At 61.6% G+C, this 25,285-nt stretch carries 27 protein-coding genes, 3 pseudogenes and 1 riboswitch; of the genes and pseudogenes, 12 read left to right on the top strand and 18 right to left on the bottom strand.

Annotation, left to right across the window (positions count from 1 at the left end; translation table 11 throughout):
- The first annotated feature begins 78 nt into the window (after nucleotides 1-78).
- Nucleotides 79-357 carry a DUF6118 family protein gene (locus ASG62_RS15620; protein WP_320409382.1) on the top strand — a complete coding sequence of 93 codons (279 nt, stop codon included), beginning with the start codon at nucleotides 79-81 and terminating at the stop codon, nucleotides 355-357.
- A gap of 39 nt (nucleotides 358-396) precedes the next feature.
- Here ASG62_RS15620 and ASG62_RS15615 read toward each other — a convergent pair whose 3' ends face one another.
- The gene (locus ASG62_RS15615; protein ID WP_056699057.1) at nucleotides 397-702 is read right to left on the bottom strand and encodes a hypothetical protein; all 306 of its coding nucleotides are present in this window, start codon (nucleotides 700-702) and stop codon (nucleotides 397-399) included.
- A 485-nt stretch (nucleotides 703-1,187) separates the two neighbouring features.
- On the opposite strand from ASG62_RS15615, the gene ASG62_RS15610 reads away from it, so the two are divergent.
- Complete coding sequence (locus ASG62_RS15610) at nucleotides 1,188-1,571, top strand: hypothetical protein (RefSeq protein WP_056699053.1); 384 nt, start codon at nucleotides 1,188-1,190, stop codon at nucleotides 1,569-1,571.
- A gap of 99 nt (nucleotides 1,572-1,670) precedes the next feature.
- Here ASG62_RS15610 and ASG62_RS15605 read toward each other — a convergent pair whose 3' ends face one another.
- The 3 genes from ASG62_RS15605 to ASG62_RS15595 form a co-directional block, all read right to left on the bottom strand.
- Entirely contained in the window at nucleotides 1,671-2,027 is a 357-nt protein-coding gene (locus ASG62_RS15605) for a helix-turn-helix domain-containing protein (protein WP_156382183.1), read from the bottom strand.
- A 5-nt stretch (nucleotides 2,028-2,032) separates the two neighbouring features.
- Nucleotides 2,033-2,377, bottom strand: coding sequence for a type II toxin-antitoxin system RelE/ParE family toxin (locus tag ASG62_RS15600; protein ID WP_056699046.1), 345 nt, complete (start codon nucleotides 2,375-2,377; stop codon nucleotides 2,033-2,035).
- A gap of 99 nt (nucleotides 2,378-2,476) precedes the next feature.
- Nucleotides 2,477-4,507 (bottom strand): ATP-binding protein, encoded by a 2,031-nt coding sequence (locus ASG62_RS15595; protein ID WP_056699042.1) that lies wholly within the window; start codon nucleotides 4,505-4,507, stop codon nucleotides 2,477-2,479.
- A gap of 69 nt (nucleotides 4,508-4,576) precedes the next feature.
- On the opposite strand from ASG62_RS15595, the gene ASG62_RS26580 reads away from it, so the two are divergent.
- Nucleotides 4,577-4,837, top strand: coding sequence for a helix-turn-helix domain-containing protein (locus tag ASG62_RS26580; RefSeq protein WP_200944761.1), 261 nt, complete (start codon nucleotides 4,577-4,579; stop codon nucleotides 4,835-4,837).
- 63 nt (nucleotides 4,838-4,900) lie between these two features.
- Here the strand turns inward: ASG62_RS26580 and ASG62_RS25685 are convergent, their stop codons facing one another.
- Both ASG62_RS25685 and ASG62_RS15590 read right to left on the bottom strand, forming a co-directional pair.
- Nucleotides 4,901-5,974 (bottom strand): DUF4917 family protein, encoded by a 1,074-nt coding sequence (locus ASG62_RS25685; protein WP_082537476.1) that lies wholly within the window; start codon nucleotides 5,972-5,974, stop codon nucleotides 4,901-4,903.
- 203 nt (nucleotides 5,975-6,177) lie between these two features.
- Nucleotides 6,178-7,677 carry a DNA sulfur modification protein DndB gene (locus ASG62_RS15590; protein ID WP_056699035.1) on the bottom strand — a complete coding sequence of 500 codons (1,500 nt, stop codon included), beginning with the start codon at nucleotides 7,675-7,677 and terminating at the stop codon, nucleotides 6,178-6,180.
- 429 nt (nucleotides 7,678-8,106) lie between these two features.
- On the opposite strand from ASG62_RS15590, the gene ASG62_RS15585 reads away from it, so the two are divergent.
- Nucleotides 8,107-8,727 carry a recombinase family protein gene (locus ASG62_RS15585; protein ID WP_056699032.1) on the top strand — a complete coding sequence of 207 codons (621 nt, stop codon included), beginning with the start codon at nucleotides 8,107-8,109 and terminating at the stop codon, nucleotides 8,725-8,727.
- 134 nt (nucleotides 8,728-8,861) lie between these two features.
- Here ASG62_RS15585 and ASG62_RS15580 read toward each other — a convergent pair whose 3' ends face one another.
- On the bottom strand, nucleotides 8,862-10,064 hold the full coding sequence (locus ASG62_RS15580; protein WP_082537475.1) for an MFS transporter: 1,203 nt from the start codon (nucleotides 10,062-10,064) through the stop codon (nucleotides 8,862-8,864).
- A 67-nt stretch (nucleotides 10,065-10,131) separates the two neighbouring features.
- Here ASG62_RS15580 and ASG62_RS15575 point away from each other — a divergent pair, with 67 nt between their 5' ends.
- Complete coding sequence (locus ASG62_RS15575; protein WP_056699025.1) at nucleotides 10,132-10,584, top strand: helix-turn-helix domain-containing protein; 453 nt, start codon at nucleotides 10,132-10,134, stop codon at nucleotides 10,582-10,584.
- 243 nt (nucleotides 10,585-10,827) lie between these two features.
- The gene (locus ASG62_RS15570) at nucleotides 10,828-11,793 is read left to right on the top strand and encodes a DMT family transporter (RefSeq protein ID WP_056699023.1); all 966 of its coding nucleotides are present in this window, start codon (nucleotides 10,828-10,830) and stop codon (nucleotides 11,791-11,793) included.
- Between the two features lie 191 nt (nucleotides 11,794-11,984).
- Here the strand turns inward: ASG62_RS15570 and ASG62_RS15565 are convergent, their stop codons facing one another.
- Both ASG62_RS15565 and thiC read right to left on the bottom strand, forming a co-directional pair.
- Entirely contained in the window at nucleotides 11,985-12,347 is a 363-nt protein-coding gene (locus ASG62_RS15565) for an NUDIX hydrolase (protein WP_413814213.1), read from the bottom strand.
- Nucleotides 12,348-12,471: 124 nt separating this feature from the next.
- On the bottom strand, nucleotides 12,472-14,343 hold the full coding sequence (thiC, locus tag ASG62_RS15560) for a phosphomethylpyrimidine synthase ThiC (protein WP_056699018.1): 1,872 nt from the start codon (nucleotides 14,341-14,343) through the stop codon (nucleotides 12,472-12,474).
- 82 nt (nucleotides 14,344-14,425) lie between these two features.
- Nucleotides 14,426-14,535, bottom strand: a riboswitch (TPP riboswitch).
- Nucleotides 14,536-15,031: 496 nt separating this feature from the next.
- On the opposite strand from thiC, the gene ASG62_RS15555 reads away from it, so the two are divergent.
- Both ASG62_RS15555 and ASG62_RS15550 read left to right on the top strand, forming a co-directional pair.
- A complete protein-coding gene (locus tag ASG62_RS15555) occupies nucleotides 15,032-15,301 on the top strand; it encodes a hypothetical protein (protein WP_056699015.1) in 270 nt (89 codons plus the stop codon).
- Nucleotides 15,302-15,901: 600 nt separating this feature from the next.
- Nucleotides 15,902-17,827 (top strand): methyl-accepting chemotaxis protein, encoded by a 1,926-nt coding sequence (locus tag ASG62_RS15550; RefSeq protein ID WP_056699011.1) that lies wholly within the window; start codon nucleotides 15,902-15,904, stop codon nucleotides 17,825-17,827.
- Nucleotides 17,828-18,456: 629 nt separating this feature from the next.
- Here the strand turns inward: ASG62_RS15550 and ASG62_RS28080 are convergent.
- The 9 genes and pseudogenes from ASG62_RS28080 to ASG62_RS26575 all read right to left on the bottom strand — a co-directional run.
- Complete coding sequence (locus ASG62_RS28080; RefSeq protein ID WP_413814215.1) at nucleotides 18,457-18,750, bottom strand: transposase; 294 nt, start codon at nucleotides 18,748-18,750, stop codon at nucleotides 18,457-18,459.
- A 20-nt stretch (nucleotides 18,751-18,770) separates the two neighbouring features.
- A complete protein-coding gene (locus ASG62_RS28075; RefSeq protein ID WP_413814216.1) occupies nucleotides 18,771-18,893 on the bottom strand; it encodes a transposase in 123 nt (40 codons plus the stop codon).
- A gap of 12 nt (nucleotides 18,894-18,905) precedes the next feature.
- A pseudogene (locus ASG62_RS28070) lies at nucleotides 18,906-19,237 on the bottom strand (transposase); the annotation flags it as partial.
- Between the two features lie 172 nt (nucleotides 19,238-19,409).
- A complete protein-coding gene (locus tag ASG62_RS27870) occupies nucleotides 19,410-19,808 on the bottom strand; it encodes an IS5 family transposase (protein WP_274532624.1) in 399 nt (132 codons plus the stop codon).
- Nucleotides 19,760-20,191: an IS5 family transposase gene (locus ASG62_RS27865; RefSeq protein ID WP_056700227.1), complete on the bottom strand. Its 432-nt coding sequence runs from the start codon at nucleotides 20,189-20,191 to the stop codon at nucleotides 19,760-19,762. The genes ASG62_RS27870 and ASG62_RS27865 overlap by 49 nt, the downstream gene beginning before the upstream one ends.
- A gap of 201 nt (nucleotides 20,192-20,392) precedes the next feature.
- The gene (locus tag ASG62_RS15535; protein ID WP_056700226.1) at nucleotides 20,393-21,292 is read right to left on the bottom strand and encodes an IS110 family transposase; all 900 of its coding nucleotides are present in this window, start codon (nucleotides 21,290-21,292) and stop codon (nucleotides 20,393-20,395) included.
- Nucleotides 21,293-21,808: an IS630 family transposase gene (locus ASG62_RS27625; RefSeq protein ID WP_082537541.1), complete on the bottom strand. Its 516-nt coding sequence runs from the start codon at nucleotides 21,806-21,808 to the stop codon at nucleotides 21,293-21,295. It abuts the gene before it with no gap.
- A gap of 38 nt (nucleotides 21,809-21,846) precedes the next feature.
- Nucleotides 21,847-22,362 (bottom strand): winged helix-turn-helix domain-containing protein, encoded by a 516-nt coding sequence (locus tag ASG62_RS15525; RefSeq protein WP_056700224.1) that lies wholly within the window; start codon nucleotides 22,360-22,362, stop codon nucleotides 21,847-21,849.
- A gap of 90 nt (nucleotides 22,363-22,452) precedes the next feature.
- Nucleotides 22,453-22,596 (bottom strand): annotated as a pseudogene (locus ASG62_RS26575) (IS110 family transposase); the annotation flags it as partial.
- A 123-nt stretch (nucleotides 22,597-22,719) separates the two neighbouring features.
- On the opposite strand from ASG62_RS26575, the pseudogene ASG62_RS27620 reads away from it, so the two are divergent.
- The 4 genes and pseudogenes from ASG62_RS27620 to ASG62_RS27240 all read left to right on the top strand — a co-directional run.
- Nucleotides 22,720-23,184 (top strand): annotated as a pseudogene (locus ASG62_RS27620) (transposase family protein); the annotation flags it as partial.
- A 174-nt stretch (nucleotides 23,185-23,358) separates the two neighbouring features.
- Nucleotides 23,359-24,009 carry a hypothetical protein gene (locus tag ASG62_RS15515; protein ID WP_413814212.1) on the top strand — a complete coding sequence of 217 codons (651 nt, stop codon included), beginning with the start codon at nucleotides 23,359-23,361 and terminating at the stop codon, nucleotides 24,007-24,009.
- Nucleotides 23,945-24,160 carry a transposase gene (locus tag ASG62_RS28065; RefSeq protein WP_413814214.1) on the top strand — a complete coding sequence of 72 codons (216 nt, stop codon included), beginning with the start codon at nucleotides 23,945-23,947 and terminating at the stop codon, nucleotides 24,158-24,160. The genes ASG62_RS15515 and ASG62_RS28065 overlap by 65 nt, the downstream gene beginning before the upstream one ends.
- Nucleotides 24,161-24,193: 33 nt before the next feature.
- Entirely contained in the window at nucleotides 24,194-25,240 is a 1,047-nt protein-coding gene (locus ASG62_RS27240; RefSeq protein WP_056700223.1) for a DUF6118 family protein, read from the top strand.
- The last annotated feature ends 45 nt before the right edge of the window (nucleotides 25,241-25,285 follow it).

Genomic DNA, 25,285 nt, shown 5'->3' with positions numbered 1-25,285 from the left:
TATGCGATGAGCCGGGCCGATGAGAAATTGGCGGCATAAAGACAACCGCGTTCCACTCTAAATCCGCCGCCGGATGGTCTGAAAAACAGGACCACCTCTTTCCTCCTGCTGATCCTGCCGCGCTTCCTGCCGTATTCGGCCGATAGCCACGTTGCCAGCCTCGTCATGGGCCGTGATCGTGTCAGCGCCGGCATGGCCCTGATCGAGGCCGCCGATCCTAAGAAGGCCCGCAATATCGAATGGTCGAGCCAGTTCTACGAAAACAATGCCGGGGGGATCGGGTCTTGCTTCGAGGCAGGGGCCGAGACCGGGAAGAATCAGACATGCACAATCACGGTGGGGCCGCCCGTGAAGTGACGCCGCGAGGGAGCCGCGCCATCGCTACGGGCCCAGGATTTACAAGGTGCGTGTCTTGTATGAATGCGCACGCAGCTTTCGGTGAGGCGGGTTCTGGGTCGGTCGAGCGAGCCTGGCTGGCTTGGCCGCCGGGGCCTGTGCCGTCGCACTGAGCCGGCGAGCCGCGAGCATGCCTTTGTCGGTCAGGGACAGGAAGAAGCTTCGCCTCGTGGCATATCCGAGCGCTGCCAGCTCGCCCGCGGCCTCCTCCGAAAAGCGATCGAGGATGAGACGGCTCTGAAGGCGCAGGAGGGTCGCTCGCGCCTCCTCCGAGAGCGCGGGAAACATGGTGCCGTTGTCGTTCATGTCTCTGGCCTTCAAGATCGGTGAGGTGGTGACGGGTGGTCCTGATGGGCCAAGGATATGACGAGCCTGTGACGCAGGAAGCAGTGGTGGCGGCTGCGCCAGCGCTCGTTATCAGTTTCCGCCGTGTGCCGCATTGGAAACCTAAGACACGCATGGGGCCAACCCAATGTCTTCGATCTCGGCGACGGCATGCGGCTGTGGGTCAGCACGCGGCGGCAGTTCCTGCCGGGCGGTACACCCTTCGAAGGAATCGATATTCCGCCGGATGTCGTAGAACCGGAAAAATGACTGCCGCCAACCAATCATAAAGCGTTCGATACTCCGTCCTTTCTTAAGAGCATCAATGGCTTGGTTGGGCCTTCACCCCTTCACCGCCCTAAATTGACGGAATAGAATGTTGGTTGGCCTATCGCTGCCGCCAGTCGCCTGCCACTGTCCACTCTCCGCCAGCGTCCTTGAGCTGCCAGCTGTTGGAAATCGTCGCCATGGCCCTGACGACGCGTGCCGAGCGTCAGGCGATCCGAGATGCGTTCCCCCTTTACCGCGAGATCATAGATGCCCCGCGCTTTAGCTGGGGCATACCTGCCTATCGCACGGCCTGTCAGAACCTTGGCATCGATCCCGACGACGGGCGTCCCGAGTACCGACGGGAAGACGTTGCCCTGGTAGAGGCGTTGGAGAACTGGATCATCGATCCCGTCAGGCCATTCAGTGCGGATCAGATCAATGTCGGCCAAGTGCTGGAGTTCATCCGCATCGATCGACAGCCGAGCCCCATGCTTCACGACCAGGTCCGCAGGCAACTGCCGCTCTACCGGCGGATCAACCTGCCGTTCCTCACCGAAATCGAGCGGCGGGTCGCCGCCTGAGCAGACAAAGGGGGTGGCTGCGATCTGGGCCGCTCCTCCCTTCGCTATGGAGGGCTCCGGTCGGGGCGGCCCTGCCGTCGGCGCCTGAATTTCGACGCCTCAAGCTTTCGCGGCGATCTTAGATTTCGCCAGTTTGCCCCGGTGAAGTCCGACAGACGCGCTTGTACCATCTGGAAAATCCAGAACGACCCGCGCGCTGCCTCCTAAGCTGCTCGCGTAATGCCAGAGTGTTCGAAGCTGTACGGTCTCTGGCGAACGCTCGATCCGGGAAACCTCGCTCTGTTTCAGCCCGCTGCGTTCGGCCGCCTGCGCCTGTGTGAGGTGTAGGGCCTTGCGAATATCGGCCAAGTGCATGTCTTCCAGCACCTTCGCTGCGCCAGCTTCAATCTTTTTGCGTTGTTCCGCGGGCAGAGCCTCAATCCGCTCCAGCGATGACCGAAAGTCTGACTTCTTCATCTCGCTCACTCCTCTGCAGCCAACCAATCGTCGAAACGTGTGTCTGCTGTGCTGATAAGGGTGCGGTAGAAGCGTTTCTCGCTCGTACCTTCCTTGTTTCCGCCGCACAGAACGACGGCGTTTCGCTCGGTGTCGAAGGCAAACGCAAAGCGCCATGCTCCGCCGACTGCGACCCGGATTTCCTTCATGTTGGCGTGCTTTGAGCCCTTTAGGGTATCGACTTGAGGGCGGCCTAGCTGAGGACCAGCCTTCGACAGCGCCAAAACGATCTCGTCGAGCTTATCGGACACACCTTCGGGAAGCTCCTCCCGCTCTCGCGCAAAATCTGGATGTTCGAGAACGTCCCACATGCCTAATTATAGGCTCAAACTAATATCGGTTCAAGCCTATGAAGCTGATGACCTCGTGGTTGGAATTGTAGTGCGAATGAGGTCTGATCGAGGGTGCGGCTACTCGGCAATTTCCGATGGCTCGTCCTCGTCACTCCCAACGTCCTCCTCGGATTGCTCGTCCAACGGATCAGGGAGATTGCGGAGATAGCGATCGTAGGTCGTGCGGAGGTATTTTAATGCGCGCTCGCGATCGACATTGGCTTGAAGTTTATCTTCAACAAACTTCAGCCGGGCACGGCACTCAGCCAAAATTTCGGACCAAGTTTTTACCCAAACTGTGATGCTGCCGTCTTCAGATTGGAAGATTTGCCCGCGCGGCTTGTCCTTCTGCCTAGCTTCCTGTCTCGCGAACCTGTCGAGATCGTTCGAAACAACCCAAAAACTCCATTGGGTGTTCAAGCCACGGAAGCGTTCATCATCTGCGACAGTGTAGGCATATTTTTTTATCTGAGTGATTTCTTTGTCGCCTATCTTTACCGATGGACGTTTGAGTTCTACCACAAGGTGTTCTCGCTCGTCTTTGTGGCTCTGCGGCACGGATCGAGAAAGCATGAGATCGACAATGCCGACCTTGCCATCGATCCGCTTCACCGGCGCGTCGATTGCGATGTCATCGTCCAAGAGCTTACGGTGCTTCTTCAGCACCTCGGTCAACGATTGATCGTCCACCGTCAGGCTGAACTCTTCCCCGAAAATCCACGTATTGTTGTCCGCAATGATGCGGTGAAGCTGACTTCGCTCCTTCAACGTCTTCTTCGTATCGGGGTCGAAGATCAGGGCCTCAAGCCCTGTCAGGAGCTTCAGGCGGTCCGCTACCAAGCGGGACGCGCTGATGATGTTGGCGAGGTCGGCTTCCTGAAGGAGCTTCGAAAGCTCCTTTTGCTTACGCTCGGGGAGGCCTAGCACCTCCCGGAAGATAAGCTGAAGCTCGTTCGGTCCTCGTTCCACTGCATGTTTGAGCATCCGTAACTGGAAGGCGCGGTTGCGCTTGTCGAGTTCCGCGAAGTCGGGAATTTGCCGGTTGAGGTTCAAGGCGAGGATGTCGAAAACCTGCCGTTCGGCCCTTTCCACTGAGGTCCGCGGCTCCTCGCGGTAGGGATAGACATCGTCCGCCTGCCACTTTTCGATTTCGTTACGGGCGTCCTCCGCATCCTTCTCCTTAAAGAAGAGCTTGATGCGCTCTGCAGCCGCCTGACATGCCGATTGCAGCGGGGCATTCATATCGGCAAGGTCGATCAAGCCTTGCCTCTGAAGGACGTTCACGTAGTCAGACTTCAGGTAGGCGGAGAAGTTGCGGCCCGGCGTGTGGAAGTTGGGCGTCGAGCGAAAGAAGGGGAAACCTTCGGGTCCGCAAAGGAACATCCAGCGCTCGTCACCGGCCAGCCATTCGATGAGTTCAACATTGGCCTGATAGGTCTCGCCATCGTCTTCTATGTCCGGTAGCGGGAAGGTCTCGCGTGCGCCGATGATGGCGTCGGGATCGAGCTTCTGGTGCTCGACATAGATCGAAACGTCCTTGTAGGTCGTCAGGTAGAGCGCAAAGATCGCGGACAGCGAGGGGACGGACTGATCCGGCTGAAGGGTCCGGAATATGTGGTCGAGTTCTGTAATGCGGATTTCGATGCCGGTCGGCAGAGTGTTGGGAACCACGTCTGGCTCAGAAACTCGCACGTCCACGAGGGCATCCCGGATGATAGAAATCGTGAAGCGGAGGGTCTTCCCGTCTTTGCGGTAGACGCTGATCCAGTTCGCCACGCGGCCGAGCGCCAGTGCCTTAAAGCGACCTTTCCCTTCCTTCCCATGCAGGATGCGGTTCTTGATCTTGGACCGGTTGCCATGTCCCTTCCACGAGCCGCCAAGCTTGCCGAACAGCCCTTCGACGTCCTCATGCGGGATGCCGTGGCCGTTGTCGCGCACGGTGATGGACGGATCGAGGACGTTTTCGAGGTCGAGCTCGAGATCAACCCGCGTCGCGTCCGCATCGACGCCGTTCCAAATCAGTTCTGCAACGGCCGGGATCGGTTTCGCACCCGAAAGTTTGCGAAGGTGATCCGGCTCCAATGTGACTTTGAAATTCTTATCCGGCATCGGTCCCCCTCACGCCATTAGAGCGGAACACGTCAACTTCGGATAGTCTGTGCACCGACCGAAAAGGCGGTGGTGTCGTTGATCTGCCGACAAAATATCCTTGCCGTTCTAGGCGTATCAGCGAAGGTAGAACACCGCCGCATCCTTGACCGGACCGTGCGAGGCTATGCCGCCGCTAAAGCCCAAGGGATAATGTTCGGCCGCAAGTCGAAGCTCACTCCGCATCAACAGAAGGAAACCCTTGCGCGGCGGGAAAAGGGCGAGGAATCCATGCGTCAGATCGCGGAGATCTATAACGTCGACTTCGAAAGCGCACCCCGCTGCGCCTGAGAGCCCCCATCGCCTTGCATAAGCCATCCGGCTGGAGGTGTCATAACATGACACATGGGGATACTATGCGTACTCCCAAGGATTAGCTGTAGACGCATCGTAAAAGGCAACCTCTAAAGGAAATCGATGACTACGCTTCGCAGCTAATGAATTTGCCTTATTAATTATTTGCTTATTCCATTCTGCATTCGGATCGCCAAATAGGCTGACGTACATCTTTGCGAACTTGCCCGCACCAAATCTTTTTAAAATATGATCATCATTCTCAGCTAGAGAGTGCCCTAAAATGAAAAAGCAATGCCTTATAGTTTGAGCATTAGCTGTTAGCTGCTTAAATCCCTGATAAAGATATGCATTGTGACGTATCTTTTCTTTTTTCTGGCTACTCGATCCTTCTGTTACAAATAGAGGATATTTGTTCGCGTTTATTGCTTCTCGGGCTTGATCAATCAATCTATTGTTTGTTCTGACCCAAGTGAATTTTTGCAGCTCCATTCCGGCGTCAAATAGATGTAGTGCACCATGCAAGAAGTGAACCTTTGCACTATGCGCTGCAACCTCACCCTGCCAAACTACGTAGTCAGCAAGCGGATCATCTTCATCATTACCAAATCCATCATTCGTAGCGAGATTGATTGCTTCTCCAAACGGATTATCTCCGTGCATAAGTGTCCAGTAAAGTAAGAGATCATAATTCAATGTATAGACTTGGCCGTCATTGTTTGCACCTAAAAACAGGTTCAAAAATCGACGGCAGGACCAAAATTTTTCGTCAGGAATATCGGCCGGAACATCAGGATGATTTCTAGCTATTGCCGTTAGGAGGATTTCTTTCAGCGCATTAGCGTCCGCTTGCATTTTTTCGGCTGCATCTAAATGTCCTGGAGTATAAATACTTGATAGGCGCGCTCCAGCTTCTAGATTTTTAATAGCAATCTCGAAGTCTTGAGTTCCTAATACCTCAAAAACCTTCACTAGTTCTGGATTATCGGAGAAATCAGCAGCTTTAAATAATGATCCGTAGTGAAATATATCTGGACAGCAGGCAATGCTAAACCCATTGCCAATTAGCAAATGACGCTTTGAGAATTGCCTAGAGTCGGCAATGGCCTCGGCGAAGCTTATAACGTCAACCAATTAAACCTCCTATGTATGTAGGCCGATTTGCATCGTCAAATATCTGAATAAAAATATTAGAGTGTGCCTGTTTATAAAGCAACATTTTCGTATAGGGATTAGGGTCCGCCCCTGCAATGCCAGTCAACCCGCCCACCACGACTTATCGGAATCCGTTGCCGTGTGGTGCGGGAAAAATTCTTCACCCGCGCTACAAATTAAAGCTAAGCAGCCAACCTTTCTTTTTCGGCTGCGGCCATTTTTTTCTTGAGTGAAACGAGTCCAGGACGGGGATCGAGCCCCACAATATCACGAAGCTGATAGCGAACCAGGTCTGCCATATAGCGTGAAATATCGCGCGTATTGGGGCCTAGCTGAAGGCGCTTTGTATCTTCGTCCCAGACACCATACGCTCTGCGTATCGCGTCAGGTGTGATGTAGTTTTCGATGCCTGGAAAGGCCGCCTCGCGGTCTGCCTCGCTCATCAAGTACACGCGCCAAAGTGGGTTGGACGGGTTGAAATCGATCTCTCCGACCGCAACAGCATCGATGATGGCATCCCGTTTCGCATGAGCGGCCTGTCGATCGCGGGCCTCCTCCCCGTTGTGGAAAGAGCGCACGAGGAAGGCCATGGCTTTGAGGACCGTCGGCAATGAAAGCAGGGTGACCTTATCCCATCCCAAGGTCCCCCATCCGGGCTGTTTAGCGAGCGCCGCCCAGAATCTGTCAGCGTAGTCTTCCGAGCCGATCACATCGACTGGTGTAATTCCCGATTGATTGAAGGCGCCTCGAAACAGAATGGCGCATGTGTTCACGAGATCGTCGCGATAAATTGCAGGGCCTTCCAGTTTAGTACCCGATTTTTTATGGCCTGCGTCGGCCATTCTCAGGCCGTGAACGAAGCCGTCAGACACCAGGCGCTCCATCACGTATTTGCTCACTGGGTTTGCCGCATCGAACGCCAGAGCTTGAGCTGAAGAGGGCTTTTTCCCCAGGACGTTCAGATCGTGGAAAAGCTGGCGCTCCTGCTCTGCGTTGAGCCCCAAGTGAACAGTGACATCGACGGTGAAGGCCGTGCCAAACTCATTAAGCGCGGCCGTCCAAACCTCCATTTCCTCGGCGCTGACTTCCTGCGTGTCACCGATCCAAAGACCCTTCTTTGGGTATTTGGCGTTGGTCAAAAGGGTGTTCAGCCACTCGTGGACAATCTCTCCCCCACGAAGACGATGCTGCCCATCAACAATATAGAGCTTCTGAAGCTTATGGAGATGAAGGATGATGCCAGCTGTCGTGTTTTCAAACTCTAGCTCGGCCGCCTTGATATTACGGATGTTGGCCGTGAACGGTTGCAGTGCCTGATAAGGGCCTTCGCCGAGTTCAGCCAGGACATCATGGAGGAAGTCAGGCAAGTGCTTACCTTCTTCGGTCCAACGGGTTTTGACGCCCGCTAGCAGCCCCCGCAAAATGTAGAGCGCGAGCTTTTTCGCGTGATCAGGGAGGAGCTGCCTCTGAGCGATCTGATCCGGGCCTTCACCCATCGAGACCATCCGGGCTTCGTTCGCTACCAAAGATGTTTCTCTGAACGTGGCCATCGTCATGGTCACATTCAGGGTGTTGGAACCCATGTTGAAACCCGCCAACACCGGAAGATCAACCGTGCCTCGGCCTCCAGTCTTCTTGAGCTGGTCGAGCCCATAACGCTTACCTGTAGACGTATCCGACATTACCAATCTCCATCCCGCCACACAATTCGCTTGGGGGGTATTTGCGTCTTCAAAACAGTCGAAGTCAACGGCCTGGCTCTAAAAAAGCTGCGCCAGGCGCAGAAAGAATGTAACCTGGCGCGCTCTGGTTGATGGGCTAGATGCCGAAAAACTTTGGTGCGTAGCGAGGAAGTCCTGGCACGGCGGATGTTGAGAGGTCTGTCTGATAGCCGGTTGCCTCAAAGCAAACCGGTAGCTTCCTGCCCGTTCTTGGCGTCAGCAGCCGTTGGCGAAAGCTCGAACCCCGCCAGACCTCTAAGGTTATGTGGCGGTATGACTTAGGTATGCCTAAAATGAACCATCGTTCGAGGTGGTTCAGGAGCCACCTTGACCAAACCAAACTGTACCATCATGGTGTGTACCATCTAAAATAGACCATAGCGGCTTCTTGTGTTCGTTCGTGCTTATCTCCGCGCATCCACCGACGACCAGAATGCGAACCGGGCACGTGATCAGTTGCGCGCCTTCGCTGAAGAGCGGGGCCTGCGGGTTGCGGCCTACTATGTCGAGAATGAGAGCGGCGCAAAGCTCGCCCGTCCCGAACTGTTTCGCCTTCTCGCCGACAGTCATCCTGGCGATGTGCTCCTGATCGAGCAGGTGGACCGGCTCTCCCGCCTGACCTCTGCCGATTGGGAACTGCTGCGTGCTGAATTGGCCTCGCGTCAGGTCCGCGTCGTCGCGCTCGATCTTCCGACCTCCTGGATGCTTGCCACGCCCGCCGACGAATTCACTGGACGCATGTTCGCAGCGGTGAACGGCATGATGCTCGACGTTCTCGCGGCGGTCGCCCGCAAGGACTACGAGGATCGTCGTCGCCGCCAGGCACAAGGCCAGGAACGGGCAAAGGCTGCGGGGGTCTACAAAGGACGTCCCGAGGACACTAGGCGCAATGCCGGCATCGCTGCCATGCTCAAGGGTGGCTCGTCCTGGACCGCGGTTCAGCAGGCCTTCGGGTGTTCGCGTGCGACGGTCGCGAAGATTGCGAAGCGAACGGCCCCTGGAGAGAGCTGAGAGGCGACCATAGGCGTTGATCCGGTAGGCTGGAGGTAGCGGGCGGGGTGGCAAGACTGAAAGTCTGAAACAGCGGTTTCGGATTTTTAACGGGGACTGCCGATCGATGCGAGCAGGCACCTTCTACCGGATGATCATAAGGCGGGCATCTTCCTCCTGCTCATTAGGAAGGCGACGAGAGCCATGATGGCGAGGACGACGGCCGCAGTCCCGAACAGGCCGTCGTAGCCAACACGGGCGATGGACGGCGTACTCGCCAGGGGCGAGGCGAACTGTCCGAGGAACACGGAAGCGGTCAGAATGCCGCCCGCCAGACCCCGCCGCGCGAGTGGAGCCAGATGCAGCGCGAGAGCGACGAAGGTGGGTGAGACCGCTGCATAGCCCGTGCCGATCAGAGCCGCTCCGGCAAAGGTGAGCGCCAGTGCCGGCGACAGGGCGAGGCAGAGGAAGCCGCTCGCCATCGCGGCGTAGCCGAACGCGAAGACGCCCGCAGAGCCAATCGCCGAGCGCAGCCGCGCGTAGAGCAGGGCCGAGACGCCTCCCGCGAGCATCAGGACACCGAGCGCCTCGCCGGTCGCCGCCGCACTGTCGAAGCCTCGTGCGTCGAGCAGGAACGGCAGCTGTGTCGGGACGAGGAAGAAGAGCATGTTGGTCAACGCCTGGAGCAGCGCGAGGGCGAGGAAGGCCTTGCGCCAGGACGCATCCGCAGTGCCGGGGACAGTGGCACCAGCCCCAGAGCTTGCTAGTTTGAGTGGTTCGACGACGGCCTTGTGCATCATGGGGAGGAAGGCCAGCGCCAGAGCATAAATGGCGAAAGGCCAGCGCGGCGAGGTCTGGGCGACCCAGCCTGCCAGCGAGATGCAGAGGAAGCCGCCGAAGTTGCGCGCCGAGATCTGCCATCCCATCAGGGTGCTGCGGGCCGTGCCCTCGAAGTAGTCGCCGATCAGAGCCGTCTGCGCCGTCATGATCAGCGCCACTGCGATCCCGAGAGCGAAGCGGCTGACGAGGATCGCCGTGAGATCGGGCAGGACGAGGCCGGCGCAACCGGTCAGAGCGAAGAGGACGACGCCTGCGAGCAGCAAAGGGCGACGCCCGAAGCGATCGGCCAGGAGCCCGGCGAAGGGCGCGACGAGGGCGACGCTCAAGGAGGGCGCCGGCACGAGGAGGCGTGTCAGGATGGCAGCGTTCGGATCGGCGGCGAACAGGCGCTCCAGCCCGGGCAAGGCGGGGCTGATCGTTGCGTTCGCCATCGTCGTGAGCGAAGCGGCCAGCAGGAGGGCGACGGCCCGACCGTCCTGCCAAAGCGCTTTTTCCGTGTCCAGGCGCATACCGCTCATAGCCGTCTCCTTGCCGAATCCTTCGATCCGTCGCAGGCTACGAATTCAAGTCGACTTGAGGTCAAGCGTGATGGTGATGGATATCGGCGAGGTCGCGCGGCGGTCCGGCGTCACGGCTTCTGCGCTGCGCTACTACGAAAATATCGGGTTGATCCGCTCGATCGGGCGGCATGGATTGCGACGGCAGTTCGATCCGAGCGTGCTCTTGAAGCTCTCGCTGATCAGGCTTGGCAGCATGGCCGGGTTCTCCCTCGTCGAGATTGCCGGCATGTTCGAACGGGATGGCGAGCTTCGACTTCCACGGACCGATCTGCATGCCAAAGCCGACGAAATCCAGCAGCAGATGCGGGACCTGCGGGTGTTGCGCGATGCGTTGCGCCATGTGGCCGACTGCCCCGCGCCCAGCCATCTCGAATGCCCCAGCTTCCGCAAGCTCCTGCACACGGCGTCGCGAGCCGAGCGATCGGAACGCGGGGTGCAGGCATCGAAGAACCGAAACCGTCCGGGAAAACGGGCCTGATTGCAGCAGGCTACGCGGCGTCCGATCGTCGAGGAATCACCGGATCCCCGATTTCCTGAAGCTTCCGCATGTTCGCGGCGTTCGACGGGGACCGCGTTTGCGGATTTCGTCGGAACCTTATTCGGGAAATCGGGTGGCTGACGTGGAGGCGCCTTTCTAGCCTGATCGCATCTTCACAGGAGCCGCCGTCACATGCGCCGACCCGCCGTCGAACCTTCCTCCCTTGCAAGCGCGCATCGGACGATGACGCACCTCGAATGGGGCATGCTCCTCCTGCTCTCGGTTCTCTGGGGCGGCTCGTTCTTCTTCACGGGCATCGCCGTGCGGGAGCTTCCGCCTCTGACGATCGTCTTTCTGCGCGTCGCATTGGCCGCGGTCATCCTCCTCGCCGCCCTTCGAGCGATCGGCTTGCCGATGCCGAAGAGCCGATCTGTCTGGATGGCCTTCTTCGGCATGGGCGTCCTGAACAACGTCGTGCCCTTCTGCCTCATCGTCTGGGGGCAGACGCACATCGCGTCGGGTCTCGCCTCGATCCTCAACGCGACCACGCCGCTCTTCACCGTCGTCGTCGCGCATGGTCTCACCACCGACGAGAAGATGACCGGCGGACGTCTGGCCGGCGTGCTCCTCGGTCTCCTCGGCGTCGTCGTGATAATCGGTCCCGCCGTTCTCGGCACGTTCGGGACCAACGTCCTGGCGCAGATCGCCGTGCTCGGCGCCGCCCTCTCCTACGCTTTCGCCGGCATCTACGGCCGCCGTTTCAAACGCATGGGCATTCCCGCCATGGCGACGGCGACCGGACAGGTGAGCGCCTCCGCGATCATGCTTCTGCCCATGGTCCTCGTCGTTGATCGGCCGTGGACGCTTCCCATGCCGCATATGACGACATGGGCGGCGATGATTGGCATCGCCGCACTCTCGACGGCTTTGGCCTACGTCCTGTATTTCCGGCTGCTGGCCTCCGCCGGAGCGACCAACCTCCTGCTGGTGACGTTCCTGATTCCGGTCAGCGCCATCGTGCTGGGCTCGCTGGTGCTCGGCGAAACCGTCCAGGTGAAGCACGTTGCTGGGATGCTCTGCATCGGGCTAGGCCTCGCGGCGATCGATGGGCGCCTATGGAAGAACCTCCGCTTCGGACGAGCGCCGAGCGCTCCGTCGAGCGGTGCGAGGACGGACGACCCTGCCATCTACCAGGGACGGGATATCTGACCCTTGTAGACGGCCTGCGGGTCACACCATTCTGCAATTCCAGACCTGAGTTTGGATGCGGATGATCCAAACGATCACACACAGTCGCCTACAGCATCGTCCCGAAAATCGGAATCGATTTTCGGAAAGACAGATGCGTAGAAACAAAGAGTTAGAGCGTCCTTTGTGCGTCCGAAAGGACCCACGGTGCTCTAAAGGCGAGCGGCCTGCCGGGCAACATCGACAACGCCGAAACTCATTACGAGAGCTGCATTATTCAACTCGTCCAGATCGAACCAGCGGGCGTCCGACGCATCGTCGCCTGCCACTGGCTCGCCCGAGACCCAATGGCAGACGACCGCGATGAGAATGAAGTGCTGACGAAGGTGTCCATCCCCGTTTATGTCGAACGCATCGACGGCCGTGAGCACCCGGACGAACTCACCCGTAATTCCCGTTTCCTCGCGAAGCTCGCGGACGGCGGCCGCCTCGATGGTTTCCCCTAGATCAATCTTTCCACCCGGAAAGCCCCACAGACCGACGTCGGGAGGATTGGCGCGGCGAACGAGCAGCACCTGAGCGCCGCGGATGACAACGGCGATCGTCGCGGCAATCGGACGAGAGCCATGCTGCAGGGGGTCGCTCGACCTTCGCTTTCATCGATAAACCGTTCACATCGGAAACGAACCATCGGGATCGTCATGCCGTCCTCGCCTGCGCGACGTTGATCGCGCCGCCGCCCTGGCGGAACTGCCGGCTCATCTCCTGGAGCCCGTCCTCGATCGCTTCGGCGCCGAGCGACGGGAACGCGTCGCGGATGTCCTGGCTGATCTTCATCGAGCAGAATTTCGGACCGCACATCGAGCAGAAATGAGCGCTCTTGTGGGCCTCCTTCGGAAGCGTCTCGTCATGGAAGGCGCGTGCCGTCTCGGGATCGAGGCCGAGGTTGAACTGGTCCTCCCAACGAAACTCGAAGCGAGCGCGCGACAGGGCGTCGTCGCGCAGGCGCGCGGCGGGATGGCCCTTGGCGAGGTCGGCGGCATGGGCGGCGAGCTTGTAGGTGACGACGCCGGTCTTCACGTCGTTCCGGTCGGGTAGACCGAGGTGCTCCTTGGGCGTGACGTAGCAGAGCATCGCCGTGCCGTACCAGGCGATCTGCGCCGCGCCGATCGCCGAGGTGATGTGGTCGTAGCCCGGCGCGATGTCGGTGGTGAGCGGTCCGAGCGTATAGAACGGCGCCTCGCCGCAATGCTTTAGCTGCTCCTCCATGTTGCGCTTGATCTTGTGCATCGGCACATGGCCAGGCCCCTCGATCATCACCTGGCAGCCGTGGTCCCAAGCCACCCTCGTGAGTTCGCCGAGCGTGCGCAGCTCGGCGAATTGCGCCTCGTCGTTGGCGTCCGCGATCGAGCCGGGCCGCAGGCCGTCGCCGAGCGAGAAGGTCACATCGTAGGCCGCCATGATCTCGCAGATCTCGGCGAAGCGCTCGTAAAGGAAGCTCTCGCAGTGATGGGCGAGGCACCACTTGGCCATGATCGAGCCGCCGCGGCTGACGATGCCGGTGACGCGCCGGGCCGTCATCGGCACGAAGGGCAGACGCACGCCCGCATGGATCGTGAAGTAATCGACGCCCTGCTCGGCCTGCTCGATCAGCGTGTCGCGGAAGATGTCCCAGGTCAGGTCCTCAGCGATGCCCCCGACCTTCTCCAGCGCCTGGTAAATCGGCACGGTTCCGATCGGCACCGGTGCGTTGCGCAGGATCCAGTCGCGGATGTTGTGGATGTTTCGCCCCGTCGAGAGGTCCATCACCGTGTCGGCGCCCCAGCGCGTGGCCCAGACCATCTTGTCGACCTCGTCGGCGACATGACCGAGCACGGCCGAATTGCCGATATTGGCATTGATCTTGACGAGGAAGTTGCGGCCGATGATCGCCGGCTCCAGTTCGCCGTGGTTGATGTTGGCCGGGATCACCGCGCGTCCGCGCGCGACCTCCTCGCGCACGAAGTCGGGCGTCACGATATCCGGGATCTCGGCCCCGAAATCCTCACCGTCGCGGATCGCGGGGTCACTGGCGCGTCGCCGAAGGTTCTCGCGGATCGCGACATATTCCATCTCGCGTGTCACGATGCCGTCGCGCGCATATTGCAGCTGCGTCAGTCGCGCCCCGGGCCGCGCGCGGAACACGGGCCGCGCCCCGTCGTAGAAAGCCGGTGCCAGGGCCGCCCCGGAGGCCCCGCCATTGTCTTCCGGCCGCAAGCGCCGGGGTTCCTCGACGATCGCGGCGTCGCCACGCTCGCGCACCCACTGCGTCCGAGGGGCGGGCAACCCGCAGGCAATGTCGATCGTGGCATCGGGATCGGTATAGGGCCCGGAGGGGTCATAGAGCGTCACCGGCGGTTCGTCGGCGGTCGGGTGCAGGTCGATCTGGCGGAAGGGCACGCGAAGGTCGGAAAACAGCGTGCCCGCCTCGTAGACTTTACGGCCGCCAAGGCGCGGACCGACGGTCACGTCGCCATTGGCGGGGGCACGCGTGTGGCTCTTGCGAGCCGGAATGCTTGTCGTCTCGTTCATGGCGCGTCCTTCGTTGCGAAGGGCTGCGCCGGCGCGAATGTGGCCTGTCGGCGGACCCGCACGGCATTGCAGCCGCCACGCTCCGCGTCCTGATTCCCATCCCTTCGCCGGCATGACCCGGATCAGGTTCGACGGGTCAGAGGCACCACCTCGATCTCAGCCGCTCAGATCGCGACACCCCGGAGAACGCGATGAGTAAACAAGGAGCGAGGCGGAGGGTCAAGCTTACCTTTCCCTCGACGATATTGCGTTGAATATTGGCGATCGAGCCGCACGCCCGTCGCGACGTCGCCGGCGCAGAGGCAATCGTCTGTTCGTCCCAGAGAGCTTCGATAGGCGGATTACCGCTGTCGACCCTTCCACGCCTCTTACCGGTAGCGAACATCGTCCCAGAAGCGGACAGGAGACGCGGCACGGTTTCCCCGTGACCACACGCTCAGGCCGTGCCGAGCCCATCGATCACCAGACCATCCTGCGCCGGGACGACACGGCGAAGCGCGGGAGCCCCTTGATGTCCGATAAACCTACCGTGTCACGTTCGGACGAGAAGCAGCCGGAAAGCAATCTGCCCTCGGCAGGACCGCACGCTAAGCCCGAGCTGACGAACTGTGATGCAACACCAGGTGCAGGGAGCCTGTCAGACGACAACGAAGACGGTGATGCAGACGGCGGGGCGGGCTAACGCTGCATGACAGACGACAAGAGCCTCATCAGCGAAATGGCAGCCCATGCCATGCTGGAAGCTGCCCAACGGCAAGCCATCGAGATTGTCGCCCTCTCCAGTGATGCTCGGGAGGAGCGCTACACCCTGATCTCGAAGACCTTTAAGGAAGCCGCGATCAAGATGGGGAAGCCGGTTTCTCAGGCTGAAGAGGCCGCCATCAAAATGGTGGAGTGGACCCGCTCCACGGTAATGATCATCGAGGCTGACGATGGTGCGGTGGCAGAACGAGATTAGGTCATCGTCCTGCCACCGCTGATGCGATCAAGGCCAGAACGCAACACGGCCTCACCGCTGATGGCATGATGGCTTAGCGAGGATGAATGAAAAGTTGCGAGACAGACATCCCGAAACGAAAACGCCCACCGGGGGAGGACCGGTGGGCGATAATCGATGCCCTGCGACTGGGAGGAGGAATGTCGCCGGGCAGTTCGCAGCGGCCGATGGGGGAAAGGCGGCTGCGATAAGGGTCAAATACACAAAGCTTGCGCAGCGCAGTAGTGACGATGCTGCATGGCAGAGATGCATGTAGCTGTCGGAGCGGATCAGCTTCGGCAATCCCTGCCTCAGCCCACCTGCGCCGTTTTAGGCTGCGATGGCTTGAGCCCAGTCAACGTTGGGAGGCGCTGGCGGGCTTCGCTCGCTTAAGGATGGATGCGACAGCGTCGCACCAACGCATCAGCCCAGACGAGAGCGTCCGCGATGACGTGCAGGCACGTACGCCTACAATCGCAGATTATTAATTGAGCATTAAAGGAATTTAGGCAGCTTACCAATGCACATCCCGCAGGTTCGCTAACCCGAGCGTACTGGAGAAGGGGGTGCTGGGAGCTTTCGATGTCCTTCACCAACATTAGCCTCAACAAAAAGCTGCTCGTAGCCTTCTCGACCATCCTTGCAGCCGTGACCGTCATGGCGTTGGTCATCTGGAAGAACGTGTCGGACATCCAGGCAGCCGCCGGTTGGGACGCGCATACGAATGCGGTGTTGAACGAAACGTCCAAAGCTTCAAAGGCTTTTGTCGAACAGGTGGCCGGTCTGCGCGGCTACACAATCAGCGGCCAGTCCACTTACAAAGATGCCTTCGACAAGAGCCTTGGCGACTTCACGGCCGCCGTCGATGCGATGGCGAAGCTGACAAGCGACAACCCTGCTCAGCAGGACCGGATCGCAAAGCTGCGGGCCGATGGTGTAGACTACAAGACAACCGTTGCCGACGAGCAGTTCGCGCTCGCTGCAAATTCAGCCACACGACCTAAGGCCAATCAGATGGTCATCGACGGCGTAACGAAGCCGAAGACGGACGCGATCAACGCTGACATCACGGCCATCCGGGGAGCGGAAGAGGCGCTTCTGGTGACGCGCCGCGCCGATACGGCAAACTCCTTCAGCACGACGTTCCTTGTTCTGGCGACGGGTGCCCTCGTGTCCGTGCTCATTGCGGTAGCGATGGGCTGGCTTCTGTCTCGTTCCGTCGCCCGACCGATCGTGGCCATGACAGAGGTCATGCGGCGTCTGGCTGCTGGCGACAAAACCGTGATCGTCCCCGCCGCTGGGCAGCGAGATGAACTCGGCGCGATGGCCGGTGCGGTCGAGACCTTCAAACAAGCTGCTATCGAGAAGGAGCGGTTGGAAGGCATGACAGCTGAGGAACGGCGGGTTGCAGAAGCGGCGCGCATTACTGGCGAGAGACAGGCAACGGCCGCAGCCCGCGAGGCCTTCATCGACGCCATTCGCCCAAGCTTCGAACAGCTCTCTGCAGGGGATCTGACCGCACGCCTCGATCCCGCGAAGAACCAGGGCTACGTTGAAGTCTGCGACCTCTTCAACACCAGCGTCAGCCAGCTCGAAACGACGATCGGCTCGGTGGTGGCGGCGGTTGCCACGATGCGCGTCGGTCTTGGCGAGATCACGGTTGCGGCTGGTGATCTGTCGCAGCGCACCGAGCAACAGGCGGCGAGCTTGGAAGAAACTGTGGCAGCCCTTGCCGCGGTCACGCGTGGTGTCAACGACACCGCCGGCGAAGCGGTGAAGGCTCAGAGCACAGCTACAACGGCACTGAAGAACGCGGAAAAGGGTGGAGCCATCGTCACGCAGGCGGTTGAGGCAATGAGCGAGATCGAAGCCTCGTCCGAAAAGATCGGCAGCATCATTGGCGTGATCGACGAAATCGCCTTCCAGACGAACCTCCTTGCGTTGAATGCCGGCGTCGAGGCGGCGCGTGCAGGCGAGGCCGGTCGCGGCTTCGCGGTAGTGGCGCAGGAAGTGCGCGGTCTTGCTCAGCGCTCGGCGGAAGCGGCCAAGGAGATTAAAACCTTAATCGCGGCCTCCTCTACGCAGGTCGAAAAGGGCGTTGCGCTCGTGACGGCCTCTGGCGCGTCGCTTGGTGAGATCGTCGCTCAGGTCGCCACCATGAGCGATGTGGTCGGTGGCATTGCCCGCAGCGCCAACGAACAGGCACTGAGCCTCAAAGAGGTCTCCATGGCCGCCGACAACATGGATAAGGTCACGCAGCAGAACGCGGCGATGGTCGAGGAAACTACGGCTGCCGCACAGAGCCTTATGGGTGAGACTGAGGAGCTGGCGAGCTTGATCGAGCGATTTCATACGAACCAAGCTGCTGCCAAAGCTAATATGGCGCGAACTCCTGCTAAACCTGCCAGCCGCGCATCAGCGCGTCCGGTCGCTCAGATGAGGACGATCGGTAGGGGAGGTGCCGCTGCACAGTCTCGACCGGCAGCCGAGGAATGGGCAAACTTCTGATTGAACGGCCGATAGGAGATGAAGGCACTCCTATCGGCCTGATGGCTGTGATGCGCCGCTCTAGTCGGCTGAGAATGGAAGGCCGGCCTCAGCGCTGGCTTTTTTATGTAGAGGGGTTTCGGCCCATAGCCGCGAGCCCATCAGCGCGCTCATTGCCGACAATGACTTGGGCTACGCGCCGGATGGCAGCTAAGCAGCCCTGACAGTCGAAAGCGGACTGTCGTCTTTCCTGAAGAGTTTCGGGCGCCGGGAGGCGTACGAAAGTCGCGGAAGAACGAACCCGCGGGATGCCGGTCGGTAGTCTATGGAGTTTTGGCCTGACGGCGGTGCAGGGGNGTTTCGGGCGCCGGGAGGCGTACGAAAGTCGCGGAAGAACGAACCCGCGGGATGCCGGTCGGTAGTCTATGGAGTTTTGGCCTGACGGCGGTGCAGGGGCAAGGTGCGCTCGCTGCCGGACGGCACGCAATGCGGATCGCTGCCCTGCCGTTTGGGATCAGGTGACGGCAACGAGACGGGGGTGGAGCGGCCGCGGGGATCGCGTCGAACACCTTCTCTCGTCACAGGGCCGCACAGGATTGCGCCCCGGAGCACMTGGTCCCGAGCAGGTGGCGATGTCGTGCCATGCCGGGTCATGGCGAACACTCCCGGCGCGGTGGCGGGTGCGGCRGCGGTCCTCGTGGTTGCCGCCAGCGCAGGAAGATGCCGACGACGCTCATGGAGTCGCCGCAGCACGGACCGGTCGAGCGGAAGGCGGGCGGCTCGTCTTTGTCCGGTGCCGTGGTGGCGGGCCCGGGCGCGGGCGGCGTACCGAGCAGCACGCGGATGCGATCGAGCTTCCCCTTGCGGTCCGGCCCTGTGAGGAAGCCGTAGTGTCGGATGCGATGGAAGCCGCGGGGCAGGACGTGGAGGAGGAAGCGGCGGATGAACTCGCCGGCCTCCAGCGTCAGCGATGGAAGCCGCGGGGCAGGACGTGGAGGAGGAAGCGGCGGATGAACTCGCCGGCCTCCAGCGTCAAAGTGCGGTGGCGGGCGGCGCCGTCCTGGCGGTAGTCTTTGACGCGGAACATGACGTGCTTGCCGTCGAAGTCCGTGATGCGCCGAGACGAGATGGCGACGCGGTGGGTGTAGCGCGACAGGTAGCCAGAACAGCCTGTGGCCCGGCGAAGGGCAGCTTGGCGTAGACGACCCAGCGCTTGCGGCGCACCGGGGCGAGATGGCCGGCGAAGGCTCGGGGATCGGCGAGGTGCGCGAGCGTTCCGTGGAAGGCGAGCTTGCCGCCGGCGTGCAAGGCGACGAGCCCTTCGAGGAAGAGACGGCGGAACAGGGCGCCGAGCACGCGCACGGGCAGCAGGAAGGCGGGGCGCGAGGCGATCCAGCGTGTTCCGTCCGGCGAGAGGCCGCCGCCTGTCATTCGGCGTGCAGAACGCCGATCGGGGGTCAGTTTGACTCTGACTCATATGTGGAACGGCCCGGTTGGCAAGGTAGTCGCCGCGTCATTCACCGTCGGACGGTGCAGTCATATGTCCGGCCTGTTGGCGCGGTCCCGGACCGCTGGCCACGATGAGATCCGCGGTGCCGATCGCCTAGGGCCTGTTGACATAGTCCTTGAGCCAGATGCGTGAGGCGGCGAGGCAGAGGAAGGCCAGGAAGGATTTGGCGGTTTTGTCGTAGCGTGTGGCGATGCGCCGAGCCTGCTTCAGCCGGTTGAACATGCGCTCGATGCGATTGCGATCCTGATACTGACGGAAGTCGCAGGCAGCCGGTGTTCGACGGTTGGCCTTGGGTGGGATCACCGGCATGACGCCCTTCAGAAGCAAGGACTGACGAACCTCGTCGCCGTCGTAGCCTTTGTCGGCGAGCATCAGGCGCGGCTTGCCGACCGGCATGGCCAGAAGGGCTGGAACGGCCCGGTAGTCGGACGTCTCTCCGCCCGTCAGCACAAAGCCAAGAGGGCGTCCCTGACCGTCTGCACGGGCGTGGATCTTAGACGTAAAGCCGCCGCGGCTTCGACCAAAGCCCTGCGTATAGGTCCCCCTTTAGCGCCCGCTGCCTGTGAATGGCCGCGAACGGTGGTGGAGTCGATCATGTGCTGCCAGTCGTCGGTCAGGCCCAGTTCCACGAGCGTCTCCAGCATGGCATCCCAGATGCCCTGTTCGGCCCAACGCCTGAACCGCACGTAGACAGAGTTCCACTTGCCGTAACGCTCGTGCATGTCGCGCCACGGGCAGCCGGCACGCAGAACGAACAACATCCCATCGAGAAAACGGCGGTTGTCATGCGACGGGCGCGCCTTGCGACCTCGTTCGCTCGGCAGAAGCTCGCCGATGATGGCCCATTCTTCGTCCGACAGATCGCCTCGCGCCAATGCCGCCTCCTAAAAGGAAGCTTTGAATCACGCCTCAACGATCTGGGAATCCACTTTGTCAACAGGCCCTAATCAAATTCACGCGCTCGAAGGCGCACTAAGTCAGACGGTCTGGTCGGCGTCGAGGTGTCGCCCCTCGGGTTCATCACGCATTGGCACCTTGCTGTCATCCCGGCATCAGGATGCCGGAATCCTTCTTACCTATACTCGCGCCATGATCGGCAGCGCTTGGTAGACGCCTCCCTTCATGAGCAGCGCCCAGATCGTACGCGCCATCTTGTTGGCCAGCGCCACGGCCGCGACCTTGTAGGGCTGGCGGGCCAGCAGCGAGATGACCCAGGCCGGCAGCTTCACCCCGCGACGGGCCTGCTTCAGGATCGAAGTCGCCCCGACGATCAGCAAGGTCCACAACTCCTTGTTGCCCTGCTTCGATATCCTGCCGAGCCGTTTCTTGCCGCCGCTCGAATGGGCTCGTGGGGTGATTCCGATCCAGGCCGCCAGATCGCGCCCCGTCGGAAAGGCGCCTGGATCCTGGATCGTTGCCCGGACCGTCGCGGCGATGATCGGTCCAACGCCCGGAATGCTGGTGAGCCGTCGAGCGGTATCATCGTCCTTCACCGCGGCCACGATCTTCGTGTCGAGCGCCTCAATGCGGGTCGTCAGTCTCTCGATCTGCTCCGCCATCTCCAAAAGCGCTGCCCGAGCCGCAGATGAGAGGCGGGCTTCGTTCTCGTCTCGTAGAATGGCGATGAGCTTGGTGACGCTGGTCATCCCGGTCGCTGCGCTGATGCCGAGTTCCGCCATGTGGGCGCGCATCGCATTCGCCGTCTGCGTGCGCTGACGCACAAACAGCTCGCGGGTCTTCAGGACCATGCCGGCGGCCTGCTCGTCCGGAGCCTTGATCGGCACGAAGCGCATGGTGGGTCGCACCACCGTTTCGCAGATCGCCTCGGCGTCCGCCGCATCGGTCTTGTTGCGCTTCACGTACGCTTTGACATAGGCCGCCGGCATCATGCGGACGGTATGGCCGAAGACACCGATCTCATTCGCCCAGTGGTGCGCGCTGGCACACGCCTCAATCCCGACATGATACCACCGCACCTAAGCATTGACCTGTTTTAGGTAGGGGTATGCGGTGAGGGATCGGACGCGGTTCGGATCGGCGGTGAGAGCTTTCCAGGCGTGGCAGCTAGCGTCCATGACGGCGTCGAGATCGGCGAGCAGCCGGTGGGAGAGGAAGCGCTCGCGCAGGTATAGCCAGATGCGCTCGACCGGATTGAGGTCGGGGCAGTAAGGCGGCAGCGGCACCAATGTGATTTTGCCTGGCACGACGAGCGCCTTGGCGCCATGCCACCCGGCCTGATCGAGCACCATGACGACGTGTCGGCCCGGCGCGATGGTGGCGGCGAACTCGGCCAGGAATACGCTCATGGCGGCTGTCGAGACATGAGGGATGACGAGCGCGAAGGCGTCACCGGTGGCGGGTCGCACGGCGCCGAAGAGGTAGGCCGAAGCGAAGCGCTTGTCGCAAAGACCGGGCGGACGCTTGCCACGCAGCCACCAGCGGTGGCCGGTTCGCCCCTTCTGTCCGACACGGGCCTCGTCCTGGAACCACAGCTCGATCTGGCTGTCCGGATGGGCCGCACGAGCCGCCTCTACGGCCTTGGCGAGCCCCCTTTTTCGAACGCCTCCGCCGCCTTGGCGCTGCGCTGGGGATGCACGGGCCGCGCCTTCTGTCGCGACAGGCCAAGCGGACGCACGAGGCGCGACATCGATTGGGGGCACATGGTCTTGCCGAAGCGCGTCTCGATGAAGCGGCACAGGTCCGGCAGCGTCCAGTTCGACGGCTCGCCGCGCTCGGGATCGGGTCCGCGCAGCACGTGCGCCACGAGGGCGGCCTGCTCGCCATCGCTCAAGCGCTCGGGCCGGCGGCCGTAAGGGCGATCCGACAGCCCGGCCAGCCCCTCGGCGTTGAAGCGTAGCACCGCGTCGCGCAAGGACTGGCGCTCGATGCCCGCCGCCCGCGCCGCCTGCGCCCGGCTCATCCCCTCCAGCGCGTTGGCGATGGCCAGCATCCGCTGTGCCGTGCGCCGTCGCGGCTCCCTCTTGGCAAACCGACGCAACTCCAAAGGGCTCGCAACGTCCGTCCTGATCGGCAAACCATGCGCCATCGCCGCCTCCGCTCGTAGGGTGCGGCAGTGAATCACGCCAGAGCGAACGCGAAAACCCTCATCGAGTCACGCCGTGAGCGCGGCGGTATGACAGGGTTCAAGGTTACGGAAGAAGTCCAGCACCTGTGATCGCCGCAGCGCGCGGCGGACAACAACGCGGCCGTCCTCTGCGATGCCGTGGACCTGGAAGACCGACTTGGCCAGATCCAGTCCGATCGTCGTGATCTTTTCCATGGAGCGTATCCCTGTGTATCGTGGCGGTTGCCCGTCCACGATAGGCAACCTCGAAGCTGCTTCGAAGGGCCGTTCCACACCATCATCTTCGGTGCAGTTTGGCTGTGGGATTGGCAATTTCCGATGGAGATCGTCGAGATGCCATGCCGCCTTCCGCTCTCAGTCGTCGCCCCCGCGGGGCTCGCTGTCGATCATCAGGATTTCTTGGACGGCGTCCTGATCATCAACGCATCGCTGCGAGGAACATCGGCGGCGTGCCCGTCCTGCAATCGTCTTTCGCAACGCGTGCACAGCCGGTACCATCGGCGCGTGGCAGACCTGCCGCTAGGCGGTCGAGCCGTCCAGCTTCATCTTGTGGCGCGTCGCTTCCGCTGTGACGGGCTGGACTGCCGCCAGAGGATCTTTGCCGAGCGCTTCGGTTCGACCGTGCCGGAGCGAGCCCATCGCACCGGGCGGATGGAGGGGATCGTCCACCATTTCGGCCTTGTTCTCGGCGGAAGACCCGGTGCCATCTTCGCTGCCCGGCTCATGCTGCCGGTGAGCAACGACACCCTGCTGCGCGTCGTGCGGCGCCGCGCTCGTTCCCGTNTCGGCGGAAGACCCGGTGCCATCTTCGCTGCCCGGCTCATGCTGCCGGTGAGCAACGACACCCTGCTGCGCGTCGTGCGGCGCCGCGCTCGTTCCCGTGCGGTCCAGATCGCCGACCGCTGGCATCTCATGGAGAACGCCAGCAGCAGCTTCCTCGAAGCGGTGTCGAAGTAGATGAAGCCGATACGAGCCGCCCTCGGCGCAACGGTTGTGGATTCCACGCTCCTGACATCGGCCGAGCGGCTGCAATACGAAGGCTACCTCCGCCGCGAAGAGACGAATGCCATCGTCGCCGAACTGGCGGCCAGTGGCACCTCGATCAAGGAGATCGTCCGCCGAACGGTTCGCAGCCGCAAGCTGGTACGCTTGATCGTGCGTGGCGAGCGCACCGACGTCTTCCGGGTCCGGCAAGGCTCGCTCGATCGGCATCTGCCGTTCCTCTACGCGCAATGGGAGGCGGGGTGCCGCAACGGGGCCGAACTCTGGCGCCGCCTGCGGGCGCTTGGCTTTGGCGGATCGACCCGTGTCGTCTCGGAGTGGGCGACGCGCCGACGCCGCTCCGAACGCATGACGACCGCTCAGCTTCGCAGACCGCCATCGGCTCGCACCATCGCCCGCTTGATGACGTTGAAGCGTGACCTCCTGGCAAAGACCGAGACTCTTACCGTCGCCGCGATCGAGGCAGGCGCGCCAGCCCTGGCCGAAGCGAGAACCCTGATCGACCGCTTCCAGTCGATCATCCGGCGCAAGGCCGTGGCCGATCTCGACCTGGCTCCGCGATGCCGAACCCAGCCTGATCGCCTCCTTCGCCCGTGGCATCACTAAGGATCTTGAGGCTGTTCGCGCTGCCGTCACCGAGCCCTGGTCGAACGGCCAGACCGAAGGCCACGTAAACCGCTTGAAACTCGTCAAACGCCAGATGTACGGACGCGCCAAGCTCGACCTCCTCGAAGCACGCCTCATCGGAGCGCCCTGATCGTCATCGGAAATGCGTCAGACCGAGTTTTGAATGCCATTTGACACCGATCGGCGGCAGGAGGCGTGGCGGGATCGTCAGGAGCCGCAGCCGGAGCACCGCCGCAGCGCCTTCGACGGACTGAAGCTGTCATCTGGCGCGGCGGTCGAGGGACCCGCTCGCGGGCCGGGACCGGCAGAAACGGCCCGGGAGCTGGCGCGCCCGGCCGAGGTCCGCCGGCGCAGCATGTTCGACGGGTTGCGGCTCCCGGCCCCGACCCCGCCTGTCGCACGACCGGAAACCATCAGAGCCGAGCAGGATCGTTCAATACAACGCCAAGCCGATCGGCTCAGGCCCCTGTCCGGGTTCGAGCAGGCCGTCGATCGCTATGCCCGGGCTTACCATGCCATCGAGCGTCAGATGCGGGACGGGTTGCCCGTTCTGGAAGGGCAGAGACAGGAACTCCATCAGGCGGGGCTCGTCCTTGACCAGGCGCGGCCCGGAGCGGCGGCGCTGGTGGTCTCTGCCGCGCGGCATGATCAGGAGACGGCCCGCGCCCTGACGGATCTGTCAGGGCGGGAGCGGGTCGGTCAGCTCGTCGCCGGCATGGACCGCGAGCGCGCGGCGTTGGCGGATCCGAACGTCAGGGCCGATCGGCTGATCGACCGTTGGCAGGAGCTTCACAAGGAGCGCCAGGCCCTTCCTGGTTGGCGGCACGAGGAGGCACGAAGCAAGGTCGAGGGACCGATGCGCCAGATCGCCGGCGCCATCGAACGCGACCCACAGGGCCTGGCCGTGGTCGGGGAGCGGCTTAAAGCCATCGAGGCGTCGCCGATCCTCCAGAACGGTCCCGAGCACTATGCCCGCGTGCTGGAGCGCGGCGGCGAGAGCCTGGTGAGAACGGCCGCGCAGCAGCTTGAACGCCAGGCGGCCGATCTCGAGCATGCAGGCAACCGTCTCGCTGCCTACACGAACAGCGCCTACGATCGCAGGAGCCAGGATGTCTGGATGTGGATGGTGTGCGGGTTCGGCCTGGTTCTCGGCATATTCAGAGGTGGTCCCGGAAAACCGGACCAGTGTTTAGAGTGGATCGCCTGCTGATAGGGACGATCCTAGAATGTCGAAGAGGGCGCGGTATTCCGCGGA

It is taken from the genome of Aureimonas sp. Leaf427, from assembly GCF_001425485.1.
Lineage (GTDB): Bacteria > Pseudomonadota > Alphaproteobacteria > Rhizobiales > Rhizobiaceae > Plantimonas.
Note: the sequence above shows the minus strand (reverse complement) of the source record. Positions and strands in the feature narration are given on the sequence as shown.